The sequence below is a fragment of the Alicyclobacillus sp. CIJ1 genome, assembly GCF_057538885.1.
In genome coordinates this window covers 112,608-127,340 of record NZ_BAAJPH010000103.1, presented here as the reverse complement: position 1 = coordinate 127,340, position 14,733 = coordinate 112,608, and the positions used below count along the sequence as shown (strand labels likewise).

The window sequence follows — 14,733 nt, the reverse complement described above, 5'->3', positions numbered from 1 at the left end:
ATGCCCAGCGAGCGAGAGTTGACACCGAGGGAGATCGTCGAGTACCTCGATCGGTACATTGTGGGCCAAAAGAAAGCGAAGCGAGCGGTCGCCATTGCGCTGAGAAACCGGTATCGCCGTTCGAAGCTGTCGCCAGAAATGCAAGCCGAGGTGACGCCGAAGAACATCCTCATGATTGGGCCCACGGGCGTGGGCAAGACGGAGATTGCGCGCAGGCTGAGCAAGCTCGTGGGTGCGCCTTTCATCAAAGTGGAGGCCACCAAGTTTACCGAGGTGGGCTACGTCGGCCGGGACGTGGAATCCATGGTCCGAGACCTCGTGGAGACGGCGGTTCGAATGGTGAAGGCGGAGCATGCGGAGCGCGTGAAGAGTGAGGCGGAGGCTCGCGCGAATGACCGCATCGTCGAAGCGCTGGTGCCCGATCCGGGGGCGAGATCGCGCGCGAGAAATCCGTTCGAAATGCTGTTTAGCGGGGGATTCGCGTCGGAGCGGCCGCAGGAGCCTTCGTCGGACCAGATACGCGAGGAGCGCCGCCGCGTCAAGCAGAAACTGCTCATGGGGGCGCTTGAGGATCACTACGTGGAGGTCGACGTCGAGGAGCAGGCGGGCCCTATGGCGCTCGGATTCATCCCGGGAATGGGTGCGGAAAGCCTCGGCAATCTGCAGGAGGTGCTCGGGAACCTGTTGCCGAAATCCACAAAGAAGCGCAAAATGACCGTTCGCGAGGCTCGCAAGGTGCTCACGCAGGAAGAGGCGCAAAAGCTGATTGATATGGATGCGGTGACGGCTGAGGCCATCTACCGCGCGGAAAATCACGGGATCATTTTCATCGACGAGATGGACAAAATCGCGGGACGCGAAACGCACGGACCGGACGTCTCCCGGGAGGGCGTGCAGCGAGACATCCTGCCCATTGTCGAGGGGTCGACGGTCTCGACCAAGTACGGCGCGGTGAAGACGGATTACATGCTGTTCATTGGCGCGGGCGCCTTCCATGTCGCGAAACCGTCCGATCTCATTCCCGAGCTTCAGGGCCGCTTCCCCATCCGCGTGGAGCTTGAACCTTTGACCAAGGAGGATTTCGTTCGCATCTTGCGAGAACCTGAGAATTCGCTCATCAAGCAATACACTGCGCTCCTCGAAACGGAAGGAGTTCGCGTGGAGTTTACCGACGAGGCCATCGAGCGAATCGCAGAGATGGCGCAGAAGGTCAACGAGGAGACAGAGAACATCGGTGCGCGCCGCCTTCACACGTTGGTGGAGAAGGTGCTCGAAGATCTTTCGTTTGAAGCACCCGAGATTCACCTCGGCGAAATCAAAATTACACGGGCGTACGTCGACGAAAAGCTCGGCGATATCGTGCAAAACCGGGATCTGAGTCAGTTCATTCTTTGAAGTGCCATGGAAGTGCCATAACGCCCCAAACGGATGGCCTCGATTCCGAGGTCATCCTTTTTTTGTTTTTGATGGTTGTGTAACCGATGACGGACCTCTGAGCTCGATTCATAAGAAAAACTTAACTGCGTCTAGCAGGATTCCGGTCGGACTCGACGAATTTGTAGTTTCGACCTGAAGTTCGTCGAATTTTGTCGGGGGAGAGCCCAGGCCATGACGGTTTTCGAGCTGTTGCAGAGCGCTCTCGACGCCTCGACGCTCCGGCAGGCGGTGTACGCAAATAACATCGCGAACGCCGGGACGCCCGGCTATAAGCGCCAGGATGTGGCGTTTGAGACGCTGCTTCAAAGTGCGCTGGGGAGTGGAACGAGTGGCGCGCTCGGCGAGGCGCAGATCCCCATCGGGGAGGAAGAGCCGAAATACGATCTGAGGACGTTGCCGAATATCGTTCCCCAGGTGTACACCGATACGTCCACAACCGTGAACAGCAATGGTAACAACGTGGACATTACGGAAGAAATGGTCTTGATGGCTGAAAATCAGGTGAGGTACGACACCCTGGTGCAGGACATCTCGGATCGACTGGATCGGCTGCGCACGGCCATCATGGGGAGCTGAGGTCCATGTTTGACAACACGAGCATGAACATCTCGGCGAGCGGACTTGCGGCGAATCAATTGTGGCTCAACGTGATCGCCAACAATATCGCGAACGTGAATACCACCCGCACTCCGCAGGGGGGACCTTATCGCGCCGAGATCGTCAATTTTTCGCCCGTGGAAAATGACGTGTCCTTTCAGACGGCCCTGGGACAGGCTGTCCAAGGGGTGGGTGGAGGCGTTGAGGTGACAAGCATCACACAGGACACGAGTCCGTTCCAGCTGATTTACGATCCGTCCAATCCGGACGCCGTGAACGGCTACGTGGAGACCTCGAATGTCAACCTAACCACGCAGATGGTCGACTTGATTCAGGCGACGCGCGCCTATCAGGCGAACGCCACGGCCTTTGACGCGGCCAAACAGATGGCCGTGACGGCGCTAGGAATCGGCAAGTGAGGTGAAGGGGTATGGTTGGGCCCGTGTCATCTGCTTTGACACCCAGTGCGGGCGCCACAGCGTCTACGGGGAATGGTTCTTCGGGCGGTCTAAGTTTCTCCGACTATCTCGGGAAGGCGCTCGACGAGGTTAACCAGGTGGCCGCTCGCGCGGACAACCTGGCGGTGGAATACGCGAGCGGCGGCCCCGTGTCCACGGCGGATCTGATGATTGCCGAGACCCAGGCTTCGCTTGCGGTAGACCTTTTGTCTCAAACCGCCACCCGCGTGCAACAGGCGTACACCACGTTGATGAACATGCAGATTTAACCCACTACGAGGGGGATAGGGTGAGATGCGTTGAACGAAGCCCTGCGAAACATCTGGACCCAGGCTCGGGGGAAATGGGCGGGGCTTCCAGCGCGATCGCGCCGCAACGTGATCATCGCCGCGTCCGCGCTTCTGGCGGCCCTTCTGGTGGTGGTGTTTGCGGCGACACGGCCGCACTACGTGACCATCATGGAGGGTTTGGATGACAAGTCCCTTGGCCAGGTTCAGCAAGAGCTAGACACCTTGAAGATTCCCAACGAGATTCAGGGTACGGCGGTGCTTGTGCCTGCGCGATACGCGGACGAGGCGCGCATCCAACTGGCGATGGCGGGGCTGCCCCAAAGCGGTTACGACGCGTATTCGGGGATCACGACCTCGCTTGGTGAGACGCAGGACGAGTTCAACCTGCAGGTGTTGAACGCGCTGCAGCAGAGTCTGTCGGCGACCATCAGCGACATCAATGGCGTCGAATCCGCGCAAGTGCATATCGTCATGCCGCAGCAGCAGTTGTTCGTGACACAGCCGACGACCGATGCCAAGGCTTCGGTTTTCGTCGATCTCGGCCCGGGTGTGCAGTTGTCGTCCGCGCAGGTGTACGGCATTCAGCAGCTTGTGGCGCACTCCGTGCCTGGGCTCACTGTCGGCAATGTGACGGTCGTGGATCAGTACGGCAATGTGCTTTCGAGCGACGTGACCCAAAGCAGCTCATCCAGCCCGGTGGGTTCGGCGGCGTCGGAACTCGCGATGCGAGAAAAGCTCGAAAACGATCTGCAGCAGACACTCATCTCTGGATTGCAGCAGATTGTGGGGGCCCAGAACGCCGTGGTGGTCGTGCACGCGAACGTGACGTTCAACCAGACGCAGACCACCACGCACACGCTCATCAACGCTCCGGGATCGAACACCGGATTTATCACGAGCCAGGAGGTCCAGAAATCCCAGTCCTCGAGCGGATCGCCCGGGGGTGCGGCGGGCCAGGCCGGGAGCAATCCCAATCTGAACAGCACCTATGCGGCGGCGGGAGGGGGAGCGACGAACTCCACGTCGTCTAACACCATCACGAACTATGCGTACAGCTATCAAAATCAGCAGACGACTGCGGATCCGATGCAAGTCCTCGGCTACTCGGTCGGTGTCTTACTCAACAGCAACGACAAGAGCATTACGCCGGCCGTCGAGGCGCAGATTCGCAATTTTGTGCTCAGCGTGTTGGGATCCACGCCGACCCAGGGCAAGAACGTCGTGAGTGTCTCGGCCGTTCCGTTCGCGAATCCGATGCAGGCGGTTCCTGCGGCGCCCGGCGGGCGGACATGGGTGTATGCGCTTGGAGGGCTGTTGCTTGCGGCCTTGGTTGTGGTGGGGTATCTGGTCTTCCGCCGTCGTCGGCAGCCTTCCGGCGAGGTGATTGAAATCCCGGCGGGTGAAACGTTCGAGCAGCCGCTCGAGGAGCTGCCGCTGACGCAGGAGGAGGTCCTGCGCAATCAGCTCATCCATCTGGCACAGCATCGACCGGACGACTTCGCGAGCTTGTTGAGGACCTGGCTGTCCGAATAAGGTCCGTACAGAGAGACTGGAGGCGATGGGTGTGCAGCGGCGGTCGTCGTTGACCGGGAGGCAGAAGGCTGCGGTGCTCATGATTGCGCTCGGCCAGGACGTGGCCGCGCAGGTCATGAAGCGCTTGTCGCCGGAAGAGGTGGAGCAACTCACGTTCGAGATTGCCAACGTGAACAAGGTCGGGATGGAACAGCGGGAAGCGATTCTCGAGGAATTTCGCGATCTCGCCATGGCTCGGGACTACATTCAGACAGGCGGGATCGACTATGCGCGCGAGGTGTTGGAGCGGGCGCTCGGCGCACAGGGAGCGCAGGAGGTGCTTGCCAGGCTGACGTCGTCTCTCCAGGTTCGGCCTTTTCACTTTGCGCGCAAGGCCGATCCGAGTCAGATTTTGAGTTTTTTGCAGGATGAACACCCTCAGACGATTGCGCTGGTGCTCGCGTACTTGGAGCCCAGTCAAGCTGCGGCTATCCTCTCGGCCTTGCCCTCTGATCTCCAGGCGGAAGTGGCGCGGCGGATCGCCACGATGAAAGGCACCTCGCCTGACGTCGTGGCGGAGGTGGAAGAGATTTTGGAGAGCAAACTGTCCACCATGACGAGCGTGGATAACCAGCAGGCCGGCGGCATCGAGGCGATCGTCGAGATCCTGAATGGCGTGGATCGCGCCACGGAGAAAACCATTCTCGAGGAGCTGGCCAAACGGGATCCAGAACTCGTCGACGAGATCAAGAAACGAATGTTTGTCTTCGAGGACATCATTTTCCTCGATTCGAAGGCCATCCAGCGCGTCATTCGCGAGGTGGATGCGAGAGATCTCCAGCTCGCGCTTCGCGTCGCGAGGGACGACGTCAAGGAGGTCATCTTCAATAACATGTCCAAACGCATGGCGGAGCAGTTCAAAGAGGATATGGAGTACATGGGCCCCGTCCGGCTTCGCGATGTGGAGGACGCTCAACAGCGTATCGTCGGTGTGATCCGGCATCTCGAGGATCTCGGCGAAATTGTCGTTTCGCGCGGAGGAGGGGACGACATCATTGTCTAGCGTCGTCAAGCGAGGTCGAATCGCGCCATTCGACGATGTTGTTCCGATTCCAGCTTTCTCGCAGGCGGTTGCGCCGGAAGCGAAGTTGGATGCTGCGAGCGCTGCTCCCAGCGTGCCCTCGGAAGAAGCCGCATGGCCGCTGTTGGCAGAGCGCATTCTGGCGGATGCGGAGCGGAAGGCCCAGCAGATCATTGCCGAGGCGATGGAAAGGGCGGCTTCCATCCTGGATGAGGCGCGGCTGGAGATGGAGCGGCGCGCACAGGCGGCCGAGCAGGAGGCACGCGAGCGGGGCATGGAGGAGGGGCGCCGCGCGGCGCGGTTGCAACTTGCGGAGGAGAAGTCGCGGCTACAGGCAAAGATGGACGCGCTCGCGCAGGAGCTTCGCGAGGATCACGTCCGCCGGATCCAGGAGCAGCGCAAACCGATGGTCGACCTCGTCATGGCGGCTGCGCGCCGGCTCTTGCAGCGCGAACTGGCGCTATCGCCTGCGGACGTCGCTACACTCGTGGACGAGCTTCTCGGGCAGGTCGTGGCGGCATCCACGGTGTACGTGCGTGTGCATCCCGACGACTGCGAGTCGGTGCGCGAAGCCTCACCGCAGATCTCGCTGCGGCACGGCGGGGCCGTCGCCATTCAGGTGGTGCCCGACGTTTCGCTCGCTCGAGGGGACTGCGTGATTGCGGCGGACGCCGTCGAGATCGACGCGCGGGTGGAGGTCCGTCTGAACGAGTTATCTCGCGTGCTTGCCGAACTCGCGGAGGAGGGGCCTCATGGCGCGTGATTCGAGTTGGGTGGCCGAGGCGATTCGGGAGGTGGAGCGGAGGCAGTTCGTACGCCGCGCGGGGCGCGTGATGCGCGTCATTGGCCATACGCTCGAGGTCGCGGGCCCGACAGCGTCCCTCGGCGAACTGTGTGCGCTGGGTCGGGACGCGTCGGAAGGGCTGGGCGAGGTCATCGGATTTCACGAAGGGCGTCTCTATGTGGTCCCTCTGGGGCCTCTGCCTGACGTGTCGCCCGGAACGCCGGTTCGCTTTCTGGAGAGACAGTTTCGCATCCGTTGCGGGCCTGGCTTGGTCGGCCGGGTGTTGAACGGGCTCGGGGAGCCCATCGATGACCGAGGCCCCTTGGAAGGGCCGCTCGTGTGGCGGACCGTGGATGCGCCGGCCATCTCTCCGCTTCGGCGGGGGCGCATCCGGTCGCCTTACGCCACGGGGGTGCGCGCGATCGACGCGCTGCTCACCATCGGCCGAGGCCAGCGCGTCGGTCTGTTCGCGGGAAGCGGCGTGGGCAAAAGTACGCTCCTCAGCATGATGGCCCGCGGCGGCCGTGCGGACGTGCACGTCATCGCGCTCGTCGGCGAGCGGGGCCGAGAGGTGAGGGAGTTCTTGGAGGACGATCTCGGCGAAGAGGGGATGAGGCGAAGCGTCGTGATCGTCTCCACCTCGGATGAGCCGGCCTACGTCCGAAGCAAGGCGGCCTTCGTGGCTACAGCTATTGCCGAACATTTTCGCGACGAAGGGATGCACGTGACGCTCATGATGGACTCGCTCACGCGTTTCGCGATGGCGGAGCGCGAGGTGGGACTCGCCATGGGAGAGCCTCCGTCGTCTCGAGGGTACACGCCGAGCGTGTTTGCGAAGCTCCCTGTCCTTCTCGAGCGCGCAGGACCGGGACCCGTGGGCGCGATTACGGCCGTGTACACGGTCTTGGTAGAGGGCGATGATCTCAACGACCCCATCGCCGACGCGGTGCGAGGCATCCTGGACGGACATATCGTGCTTTCGCGCTCGCTCGCCAATCGAGGTCAGTTTCCCGCCATCGACGTCCTTCAGAGTCTTTCGCGTCTGTTTCCGTCCATCGCCAGGGACGATCACCGTCGAGCGGCGGAGCGCGTGCGGGAATGGATGGCGCGGTATGGCGAGATTGAGGATCTGCTCCGCATTGGCGCGTACCGCGAGGGTACGGATCCGGCGGTGGATGAGGCCATCCGGCGCATGCCGGAGATCCTCGAGTTTCTTCGGCAACAAAAGAAGGAGACAGTTGCGTTTGAAGAAGCTGTCGCGCAGTTGTTGAACCTCGCGGGGGATCGGGAATGAACAACTCCATTCACCGGTTGGCGAAGCGATACGAGGCGATTTGTTCCAAGAGGCGAGCCATCGCGGAGCGAGAGTACGCGGCCTCGGCCAGGGTAGAGAGCGAGGTCGCGGATCGACTGAAGGAGACGGAAGCGCGCCTCTTCCAAGCGCTCGCGGCGGCATCGAACCTCCGCGAGGCGCGAGAATGGAGCGTTGTGGGGGCGTTTGCGAGCTATCTGGAGCAATTGGAGAGCCGGTTGACAGCCGAATGGGAAGCGAGCGCGGACGATGTAGAACGAAAGCGGCGTGAACTTCAGGCGCGGTACGGTGAGGCCGAGATGTGGAAGTCCTTGCGAGCGCGCCTCGACAGCGCCAAGAGAAACCGTGAGGAACGAGCGTGGCAGGCCGAGCTGGACGAATACGCCATCATGCGGGGGGCACGACGTTCATGGAAGCTAAGCGATCTTCGGTGAGTGCGCGGACCAAGTTGGAGGGAACGCCGCGGGGCGCAGCCCGCGAGCCGCAACGGACATCAGGTCGGGCGCCTCGCGAAGCGGACGGACTGAGCGATTCGGCCGGACCGGCGCTCGATGACGGGAAGCCAGGGGTGGGCCGGAGAATCGTCACCATCGTCCTCTTGGTGTTCGTGCCGCTGGTCGTCGCCGCCGCTGCCATCGCGGCCGTGCTCGTCGTCCTAGGGGTTCCTGTGTGGCAAGACCTCCAACACCTGTTCGGGGGCAAAGGGTCACAGCCGTCCTCGGCCCAAGATGCAGCGCTGCGGCAGACCATCGCCATTGAGCGTTCGCAGATCCAATCGCTCGAATCTCAAGTGACTTCACTGAATCAACAGCTGTCGGCATCGCGCGAACAGGCTGCCTCGCTGCAGAACCAGGTGAAGAGCTTGCGCGCTGAGTTATCCTCCATCTCCAGCGGGCAGAAGCAGGGCGCGGCGGAGGCGAAGGTCCTCGCCCAGATGGATCCGTCGGCTGCAGCGCAGGTGCTTGAACACATGCCGGCATCTCAAGCGGCGTGGGCCATTGAATCGCTGAGCCCGGACGCGTCTGGGCCCATCCTTCAGGCGTTGCCGCCGGCAACGGCCAGCGCTTTGCTGCAGCAGTCCGCGCGGGACAGTCAAATCGCTTCGCTGTCCAACAGCACGGCGAATGCCGTCCCCTCTCCGTGATCGCTGGACTCCAGAAAGGAGGTGAATCTGTGGACGTGATGCGAGTGACCGGAGCACTGGCCCAGGCGAACGCAGACGATGGAGGCAAAAAACCCGCGGCGAAAGGTAAGCATGAGCAGGACCTGTCCGAGGTTTGGGCAGCTATCTTTGCGCAGGCCGGGGCGCTGTACCGCACGGACGGGCACGCGGCAGCGAACGCAAAGGGGGAGGTGCAAGAATCCCCGGCGGAGCGCGCCGAAACGCCTTCTGCAGCGGAAACATCGCTTGTCCGTGCGCCAGGCGATGTGAGCACCGAGCGCATGCTCTCTCAGGGATGGGCGATGGTGTACCGGCCGTATGCGACAGCCACTCCTTCGGATGGCATCCAACGGGCGGACGGAGGCGCGAAGGGTACGGCTCAGGTGGCCGATCGACTTTTGAATCCGCGTGACCGCGGGGCATGGGTGCATTCCGCCCGAACCGCACAGATGGCTGAAAAGGCGCAGGAGACAGCGGCCGGGCAACGTACTCCCCAGGCTACTCGCCAGGCGGATCCGCACGCAAGTGTCGCCACACGCGGCGTCCAGCGCGTGGCACGCGTGTCGGTCGATCACGTCGGGGCGTCAAGTGTGAGAGGCACGAGCGGCTCCGAGGTCAGCGTCGAATCAAACCGCGTGCTCCTTGGAAACGACGCCATGGCGAAACCGGAACGGACCCATGGGCGAACCGAGCGTCCGATATCGTCTTCGAGCGGCGAGACGACTTCCCACTCGGCGGCGATAAACGAATTGCGCGCGTCGGTCGCGGCGCCGGTCATTGAATCGGTTGATCAATACGCACAACGGAGCGACGTCGCGAAATCCGACATTCGAGCATCGGTGACGTCAACGCTCGGCTCGCTGGGCGAGGATCTGCGAGCGTGGGTGACGTCGACGGAGGGCGCCGACCCGAAGACGTTGACCGTGGCGCTCGAACCCAAAGAGTTGGGATCCATGAAAGTGATTGTCCACCACGGCGACGAAGGTCTCCAGATCCAGCTTGTGGCTTCGACCGCCGCAAGCGCGAACCTGTTGGCCGCGCAGCTTCCGACGTTGATGCAACAGATGGCGCAGGGCGGCTTGTCCGTCCGCGACGTGAGCGTCGGATTGGCGACGGACGCTGGGGAAGCGGGAGGCGGGGAGCGGCAACGAGATCGAGGCGGCGGTTCGGTGGGGGGAACCGCGGGCGCCGGGACCCTCAGTTCCAGCCGCCTGGCGCGCGCGGGGTATGGAGCCGAGGGCGAATACCCGATGTCGCTCATCAATCTCTATGCGTGAGGAGGGGGATTGTGTCGGTCAACCCAACTTCGTCTCTCAGCACACCTGTAAACGGTTTGTCCAGCGCGCAGACGGCCGCGCAGAGCGGGACCACGAGTTCTTCCAGTGGCAACGCTTCACAGACCGGGATGAACTCGCTGAACGAGAACGACTTCATGCAGCTTTTGGTCACGCAGTTGCAAAATCAGGATCCGCTCGATCCCGTCGATAACACGCAGATGCTCGCGCAGTTGGCGCAGTTCAGCGCCCTCGAGGAGATGACTCAGGTGGCACAGACCGATGCGCAGGTTCTGAACGCTGTCCAAAACTTGGAGAGCGAGATGAGCCTGCTGATGGCGCACAGCCTCATTGGGGCGTCGGTCACGGTCCAGGACGCGAGTGGGAATCAGGTTCAGGGAACGGTGTCGTCCGTGACGATGAATCAAGGCACACCTCAAATCGTCGTCAATGGAACTTCGTATCCGTTGACTCAGGTGGTTGGCATGGCGTGATCGATCCGGTTTCCTCGGCATGGCTGGGTGCCAATCTTTCGATCCATGGAAGCGCACAAACTTCGGCGCAGCGCCGCGAACCTGGCTCCTTCGGACAAGTGATGCAGGACGCCCTTGCCTCCTGGCGCGTGAGTCAGCACGCCACGCATCGCATGGAGGAGCGCGGCATCTCGCTGACTTCCGCGGATTGGCGGGCGATGGAGCAGGCGGCCAAACAGGCCGAATCGAAGGGCGCGCGGGACGCCTACATGGTGATGGGAGATGTCGGTTTTGTGGTGCACCTGCCGTCGCGAACGTTGGTGACCGCCTTGAAGCACGAGGAACATCCTATTGTCACCCAAATTGACAGCGTCGTCTTTGTGTCCAGGCCGGACCGCTAGGAGGCCTGCCCGGAGGGACCGACCGAACTCCGGGGGACGGCGCGATTGGAGGGAACTTGACATGCTTCGTTCCATGAATTCGGCCATCTCAGGCATGCAGGCCTTTCAGACGGATCTCGACGTGGTGGGCAACAACATCGCGAACGTCGAGACGGTGGGATTTAAGCAATCAGATGTGCAATTCGCAGATCTACTAAGCCAGACGATGTCCTTGGGCACGGCCGGAACGGCGCCGGGCACGGGCGGTTCCAGTGCCACGACAGGCCTCGGCGGAACGAACCCGGAGCAGGTGGGGCTCGGCGTGCAGGTGGCGGCGACCCAGATGGACATGTCGCAGGGTCCGGACGAGACCACGGGCGTTCCGACGAACGTCGCCATTCAGGGCAACGGGTTCTTTGTCGTGACGGATGGGACGAACACGTATCTGACCCGGGCCGGGAACTTCTCGGTGGACAGCGCGGGCAACCTCGTGCTGCCGAACGGGGTGGTTGCCGAAGGGTATGAGACGACCTCAGGTTCTTCGTCTTCTGGATCGTCGTCTTCTGGTTCGTCCGGTTCTGGGTCGACTTCTAGTTCGACGTCGCCTCCTCCGCCCTCAACCGCGTCGACGAGTCCTCCGTCGAAGCAAGTCAACGTGGCGCAATGGGCTCTGGACTGGGTGCAAAAAAACGTGTCATCGGCCAGTTCGGCAACTGCTTCTCAGGTCCAGGTGTCGAATGTGAGCATCGGGTCGAACGGTGCGATCACCGCGACGTTTACGTACACTCCATCTTCGGGAAACTCTTCGGGGACTACTGGAACTTCCACGTCGAGCGGGCCGACGACCTATACCGAAGTGCTCGGTTACCTCGCCCTCGCCCAGGTTCCGAATCCGCAAGGGCTCGTGAGCGTGGGCGACAACCTGTTCAGCGCGTCGAGCCCGGCGGCTGGTCAGCCGACCTATTGGACACCAGGGCAGGGGACGTACGGCACGCTCGCGTCCGGCGAACTGGAGGGTTCGAACGTCGACTTGTCGCAGCAGTTCGCAGAAATGATCGTCGCGCAGAACGCGTACGTGGCGAACACGCACATGATTGGCACCGACAACGCCATCCTGCAGGCGCTTGTCAACATGAAGAACTCGTGAAGCGAGTGAGGGCGCGGCCATGCCGCGCCCCAGGGAGATGCGCGCATGATTGCTTTGACGCGATTAAATGGGACCGTCGTTTGGCTCAATCCGCTGCATATCGAGTTGGTCGAAGGGACGCCGGACTCCGTGGTGACGCTGACCAACGGACATAAGTACGTGGTCTTGGAGGATCCGGAGACCATTGCGTCAAAGATGATCGAGGTGTACCGGCGGATTGGCCTCGTTGCGGCGCCCGTGCGCGATGAGGAGGGCGGGGCATGAAGAAGGCTGTGCGGACGATGCTGATGATCGTTCTCGGCATCGTGGTGATCGCCGGAGCGGCCATCGGCTATTTGCTGTATTCCAAGAAGCATCACGCTGCAGGCGGCGCTCCGCCCAAGCTCTCCGCGAAACAGATGGCGGATCTTCAGGTCACCTTGCCCCAGATGACCACCAACCTGGCCGGAAGCGGGATCATTCAATTCACGCTGACCTTGCAGGCGGATTCCAAGAGTACGAAGAACGAGCTGAACCTGATGGAGCCGCAGATTTCGGACGCGGTGAACGGCATCATGCGCGAGTTCACGTCGGACGAACTTCGCACCGACGCCGGTTTGAACCGCCTGAAGGCGACCATCGTGAGCCAGATTAACCGCCTGCTTCCGGCGGGAAAAGTCACGGCGGTATATCTTTCGCAAGTCCTGGTGCAGTGAGGAGGTGAGACGTTGTCCGAGGTCCTATCCCAGTCTGAAATCGATGCCCTGCTCTACGCGATTCGGACGGGCGAGATCGATCCCGAAGCCGAGCAACGGGCGAACGCCCATCCGCGGGTGAGGGTCTACGATTTTCGGCGCGCGATGCGGTTTTCGAAGGACCATCTCCGCGTGCTGCGGCGCATGCACGAACACTTTTGCCGGCTGCTGACGAGCCAGCTCTCGGGGCAACTGAGGTCGGTGCCGCAGATTCAGGTGGAGTCGGTCGACCAGGTTCCGTATGACGAGTTCATTCGTTCCATTCCGCCGCTCACCGTCCTGCAGGTTTACGATATGCACCCTCTCGAGGGTCGCATGGTGATGGAGATGAATCCGCAAGTCGTGTTCGCCATGCTGGACAAGTACATGGGCGGCGACAGCGCGGGACCGTATCGCGTGCGAGAGCTGACAGACATCGAAGTTTCCCTGTTTCGCCGGTTGTTTGAACATGTGCCGACCATCCTGGCCGAGGCTTGGAAGAGCGTGATCGACCTCGATCCCCAGTTTGTGTCGCTCGAGAGCAACCCGCAGTTCCTGCAACTCACCACGCCCAATGAGACGGTGCTCGTGGTGACCATCAGCGTCCGCGTGGGTGAAACGACGGGGCTGGTCAATCTGTGCATTCCGCACGTGACCATCGAACCGGTTCTGTCCAAGCTGAGCAATCGGTATTACATGGATCCGGCGTTTCATAGCGGCAGGCGGCAGGTAAATGACGAACTGCGCGCCAAGCTTTTGAGCGTTCCTGTGGACGTTCGGGTGGAAGTCGGGCAGGCCGAGTTGACCGTTCGGGAGATCCTCGACCTATGCGAGGGCGATACCATCGTGCTGCGGCAAACCATTCGCGATCCGGCCGTCGTCTACGTGGATGGGAGACCTGCGTTCTGGGCGAGCGTTGGGAAGCGAAACCGCATGTACGCGGTGAAGATCGTGGGCCAGTGGGAGGCGGATGTCGATGGTGGACGATGACATGAAACTGTCTCAGGACGAGATCGACGCCCTGCTGCGCGCTGGGGCGGCTGAACAGGCGGCCGCGAGTGGCAGGAAGGCGCAGCTGACAGAGGACGAGATCGACGTCTTGGGGGAAATAGGAAACATCTGCTTCGGATCGGCCGCCACTTCGCTTTCGTCCCTGCTCGGCCGTCGGGTGGATATCACGACGCCCGTTGTGAGCATCCTTCCGCGCTCCGAGGTGGAGAGCCGGTTCCCGACGCCGTACGTGTTAGTGCAGGTGGATTTTACCGAAGGGCTGCAAGGCACGAATGCGCTCGCCATCGAAATTGAGGACGCAAGACGTATTGCGGATCTCATGATGGGGCGGGAGCCGGACGACTCAAGCGGCGACCTTGGCGATCTGGAACTCAGCGCCGTAGGCGAAGCGATGAATCAGATGATGGGCAGTGCGGCCACGGCCATGAGCCAGCTGTTCGGCCGGTACATCAACATCTCTCCGCCCTCCGTCAGGGTGGTGACGTTCACGCCGGACGAAGCGCAGGCGGCCTTTGGGCCTGCGGAGGAACTCGTCAACGTCGAGTTTCGCCTGTATGTGCACGACCTCATCGATTCGCACATCATGCAGCTGATGCCCGTTCCGTTCGCACGCGAATTGGTGCGGTCTATGCAAGTACATACGAACGCGACGGCGCCCGAGGCTCGGCAAGCCGGTGAGGGGCGCGACAGCGTTGCCGCAGATTCCGCCGGAACTGAGCCGCGCGACGATGCACAGTCCTCGAATCGCGCACAAGCGGACGAAGCGCCGAGCGTCGCCGTCAAGCGTCCGGTTTTTGCAGAGTTCGACGACGAGACGAAGCCGCGCGACGGGCGACCGGTGGCCAATCTGTCGCTGCTATACGACGTGCCGCTCAACGTGACCGTGGAACTCGGGCGCGCCAAGAAACTCATTCGCGAGATTCTGGAACTTGCTCCCGGTTCGATTTTGGAATTGGACAAGCTTGCGGGTGAACCGGTGGATATCTACGTGAACCAAAAGAAGATCGCGATCGGCGAGGTGGTCGTGATCGACGAAAACTTCGGTGTGCGCGTCACCGATATTGTGCAGGCGGATAAACGGATTGACCCGCTGCCCTGAGCG

18 protein-coding genes are annotated in these 14,733 nt (G+C 61.8%); all 18 read left to right on the top strand.

Annotated features, from left to right (window positions below; translation table 11 throughout):
• Positions 1–1,395, top strand: coding sequence for an ATP-dependent protease ATPase subunit HslU (gene hslU / locus AC27E8_RS08225; RefSeq protein WP_487098797.1), 1,395 nt, complete (start codon positions 1–3; stop codon positions 1,393–1,395).
• Between the two features lie 213 nt (positions 1,396–1,608).
• Entirely contained in the window at positions 1,609–2,013 is a 405-nt protein-coding gene (flgB, locus tag AC27E8_RS08220; RefSeq protein ID WP_487098798.1) for a flagellar basal body rod protein FlgB, read from the top strand.
• A 5-nt stretch (positions 2,014–2,018) separates the two neighbouring features.
• Positions 2,019–2,453 (top strand): flagellar basal body rod protein FlgC, encoded by a 435-nt coding sequence (flgC, locus tag AC27E8_RS08215; RefSeq protein WP_014464141.1) that lies wholly within the window; start codon positions 2,019–2,021, stop codon positions 2,451–2,453.
• 11 nt (positions 2,454–2,464) lie between these two features.
• Positions 2,465–2,761 carry a flagellar hook-basal body complex protein FliE gene (gene fliE / locus AC27E8_RS08210; protein ID WP_487098799.1) on the top strand — a complete coding sequence of 99 codons (297 nt, stop codon included), beginning with the start codon at positions 2,465–2,467 and terminating at the stop codon, positions 2,759–2,761.
• 30 nt (positions 2,762–2,791) lie between these two features.
• Positions 2,792–4,315, top strand: coding sequence for a flagellar basal-body MS-ring/collar protein FliF (gene fliF, locus AC27E8_RS08205; protein WP_487098800.1), 1,524 nt, complete (start codon positions 2,792–2,794; stop codon positions 4,313–4,315).
• 31 nt (positions 4,316–4,346) lie between these two features.
• Positions 4,347–5,357, top strand: a complete 1,011-nt coding sequence (gene fliG / locus AC27E8_RS08200) for a flagellar motor switch protein FliG (RefSeq protein ID WP_081462250.1) — start codon at positions 4,347–4,349, stop codon at positions 5,355–5,357.
• Positions 5,350–6,138 (top strand): FliH/SctL family protein, encoded by a 789-nt coding sequence (locus tag AC27E8_RS08195; RefSeq protein ID WP_487098801.1) that lies wholly within the window; start codon positions 5,350–5,352, stop codon positions 6,136–6,138. Before fliG ends, AC27E8_RS08195 begins: the two co-directional genes overlap by 8 nt.
• Positions 6,128–7,453, top strand: coding sequence for a FliI/YscN family ATPase (locus tag AC27E8_RS08190; RefSeq protein ID WP_487098802.1), 1,326 nt, complete (start codon positions 6,128–6,130; stop codon positions 7,451–7,453). The genes AC27E8_RS08195 and AC27E8_RS08190 overlap by 11 nt, the downstream gene beginning before the upstream one ends.
• Entirely contained in the window at positions 7,450–7,905 is a 456-nt protein-coding gene (locus tag AC27E8_RS08185; protein ID WP_487098803.1) for a hypothetical protein, read from the top strand. Before AC27E8_RS08190 ends, AC27E8_RS08185 begins: the two co-directional genes overlap by 4 nt.
• Entirely contained in the window at positions 7,881–8,615 is a 735-nt protein-coding gene (locus AC27E8_RS08180) for a MotE family protein (protein WP_487098804.1), read from the top strand. The genes AC27E8_RS08185 and AC27E8_RS08180 overlap by 25 nt, the downstream gene beginning before the upstream one ends.
• Before the next feature lie 38 nt (positions 8,616–8,653).
• Complete coding sequence (locus AC27E8_RS08175; protein ID WP_487098878.1) at positions 8,654–9,910, top strand: flagellar hook-length control protein FliK; 1,257 nt, start codon at positions 8,654–8,656, stop codon at positions 9,908–9,910.
• 11 nt (positions 9,911–9,921) lie between these two features.
• Positions 9,922–10,401 carry a flagellar hook capping FlgD N-terminal domain-containing protein gene (locus tag AC27E8_RS08170; RefSeq protein ID WP_487098805.1) on the top strand — a complete coding sequence of 160 codons (480 nt, stop codon included), beginning with the start codon at positions 9,922–9,924 and terminating at the stop codon, positions 10,399–10,401.
• Complete coding sequence (locus tag AC27E8_RS08165) at positions 10,398–10,781, top strand: hypothetical protein (RefSeq protein WP_487098806.1); 384 nt, start codon at positions 10,398–10,400, stop codon at positions 10,779–10,781. The genes AC27E8_RS08170 and AC27E8_RS08165 overlap by 4 nt, the downstream gene beginning before the upstream one ends.
• 61 nt (positions 10,782–10,842) lie before the next feature.
• A complete protein-coding gene (locus AC27E8_RS08160) occupies positions 10,843–11,907 on the top strand; it encodes a flagellar hook-basal body complex protein (RefSeq protein WP_487098807.1) in 1,065 nt (354 codons plus the stop codon).
• Positions 11,908–11,952: 45 nt separating this feature from the next.
• Positions 11,953–12,171 (top strand): flagellar FlbD family protein, encoded by a 219-nt coding sequence (locus AC27E8_RS08155; RefSeq protein ID WP_014464154.1) that lies wholly within the window; start codon positions 11,953–11,955, stop codon positions 12,169–12,171.
• A complete protein-coding gene (locus tag AC27E8_RS08150) occupies positions 12,168–12,602 on the top strand; it encodes a flagellar basal body-associated FliL family protein (RefSeq protein WP_487098808.1) in 435 nt (144 codons plus the stop codon). The genes AC27E8_RS08155 and AC27E8_RS08150 overlap by 4 nt, the downstream gene beginning before the upstream one ends.
• Positions 12,603–12,614: 12 nt before the next feature.
• Positions 12,615–13,610: a flagellar motor switch protein FliM gene (gene fliM / locus AC27E8_RS08145; protein WP_487098809.1), complete on the top strand. Its 996-nt coding sequence runs from the start codon at positions 12,615–12,617 to the stop codon at positions 13,608–13,610.
• A complete protein-coding gene (gene fliY / locus AC27E8_RS08140; protein ID WP_487098810.1) occupies positions 13,597–14,730 on the top strand; it encodes a flagellar motor switch phosphatase FliY in 1,134 nt (377 codons plus the stop codon). The genes fliM and fliY overlap by 14 nt, the downstream gene beginning before the upstream one ends.
• Positions 14,731–14,733: the final 3 nt, after the last annotated feature.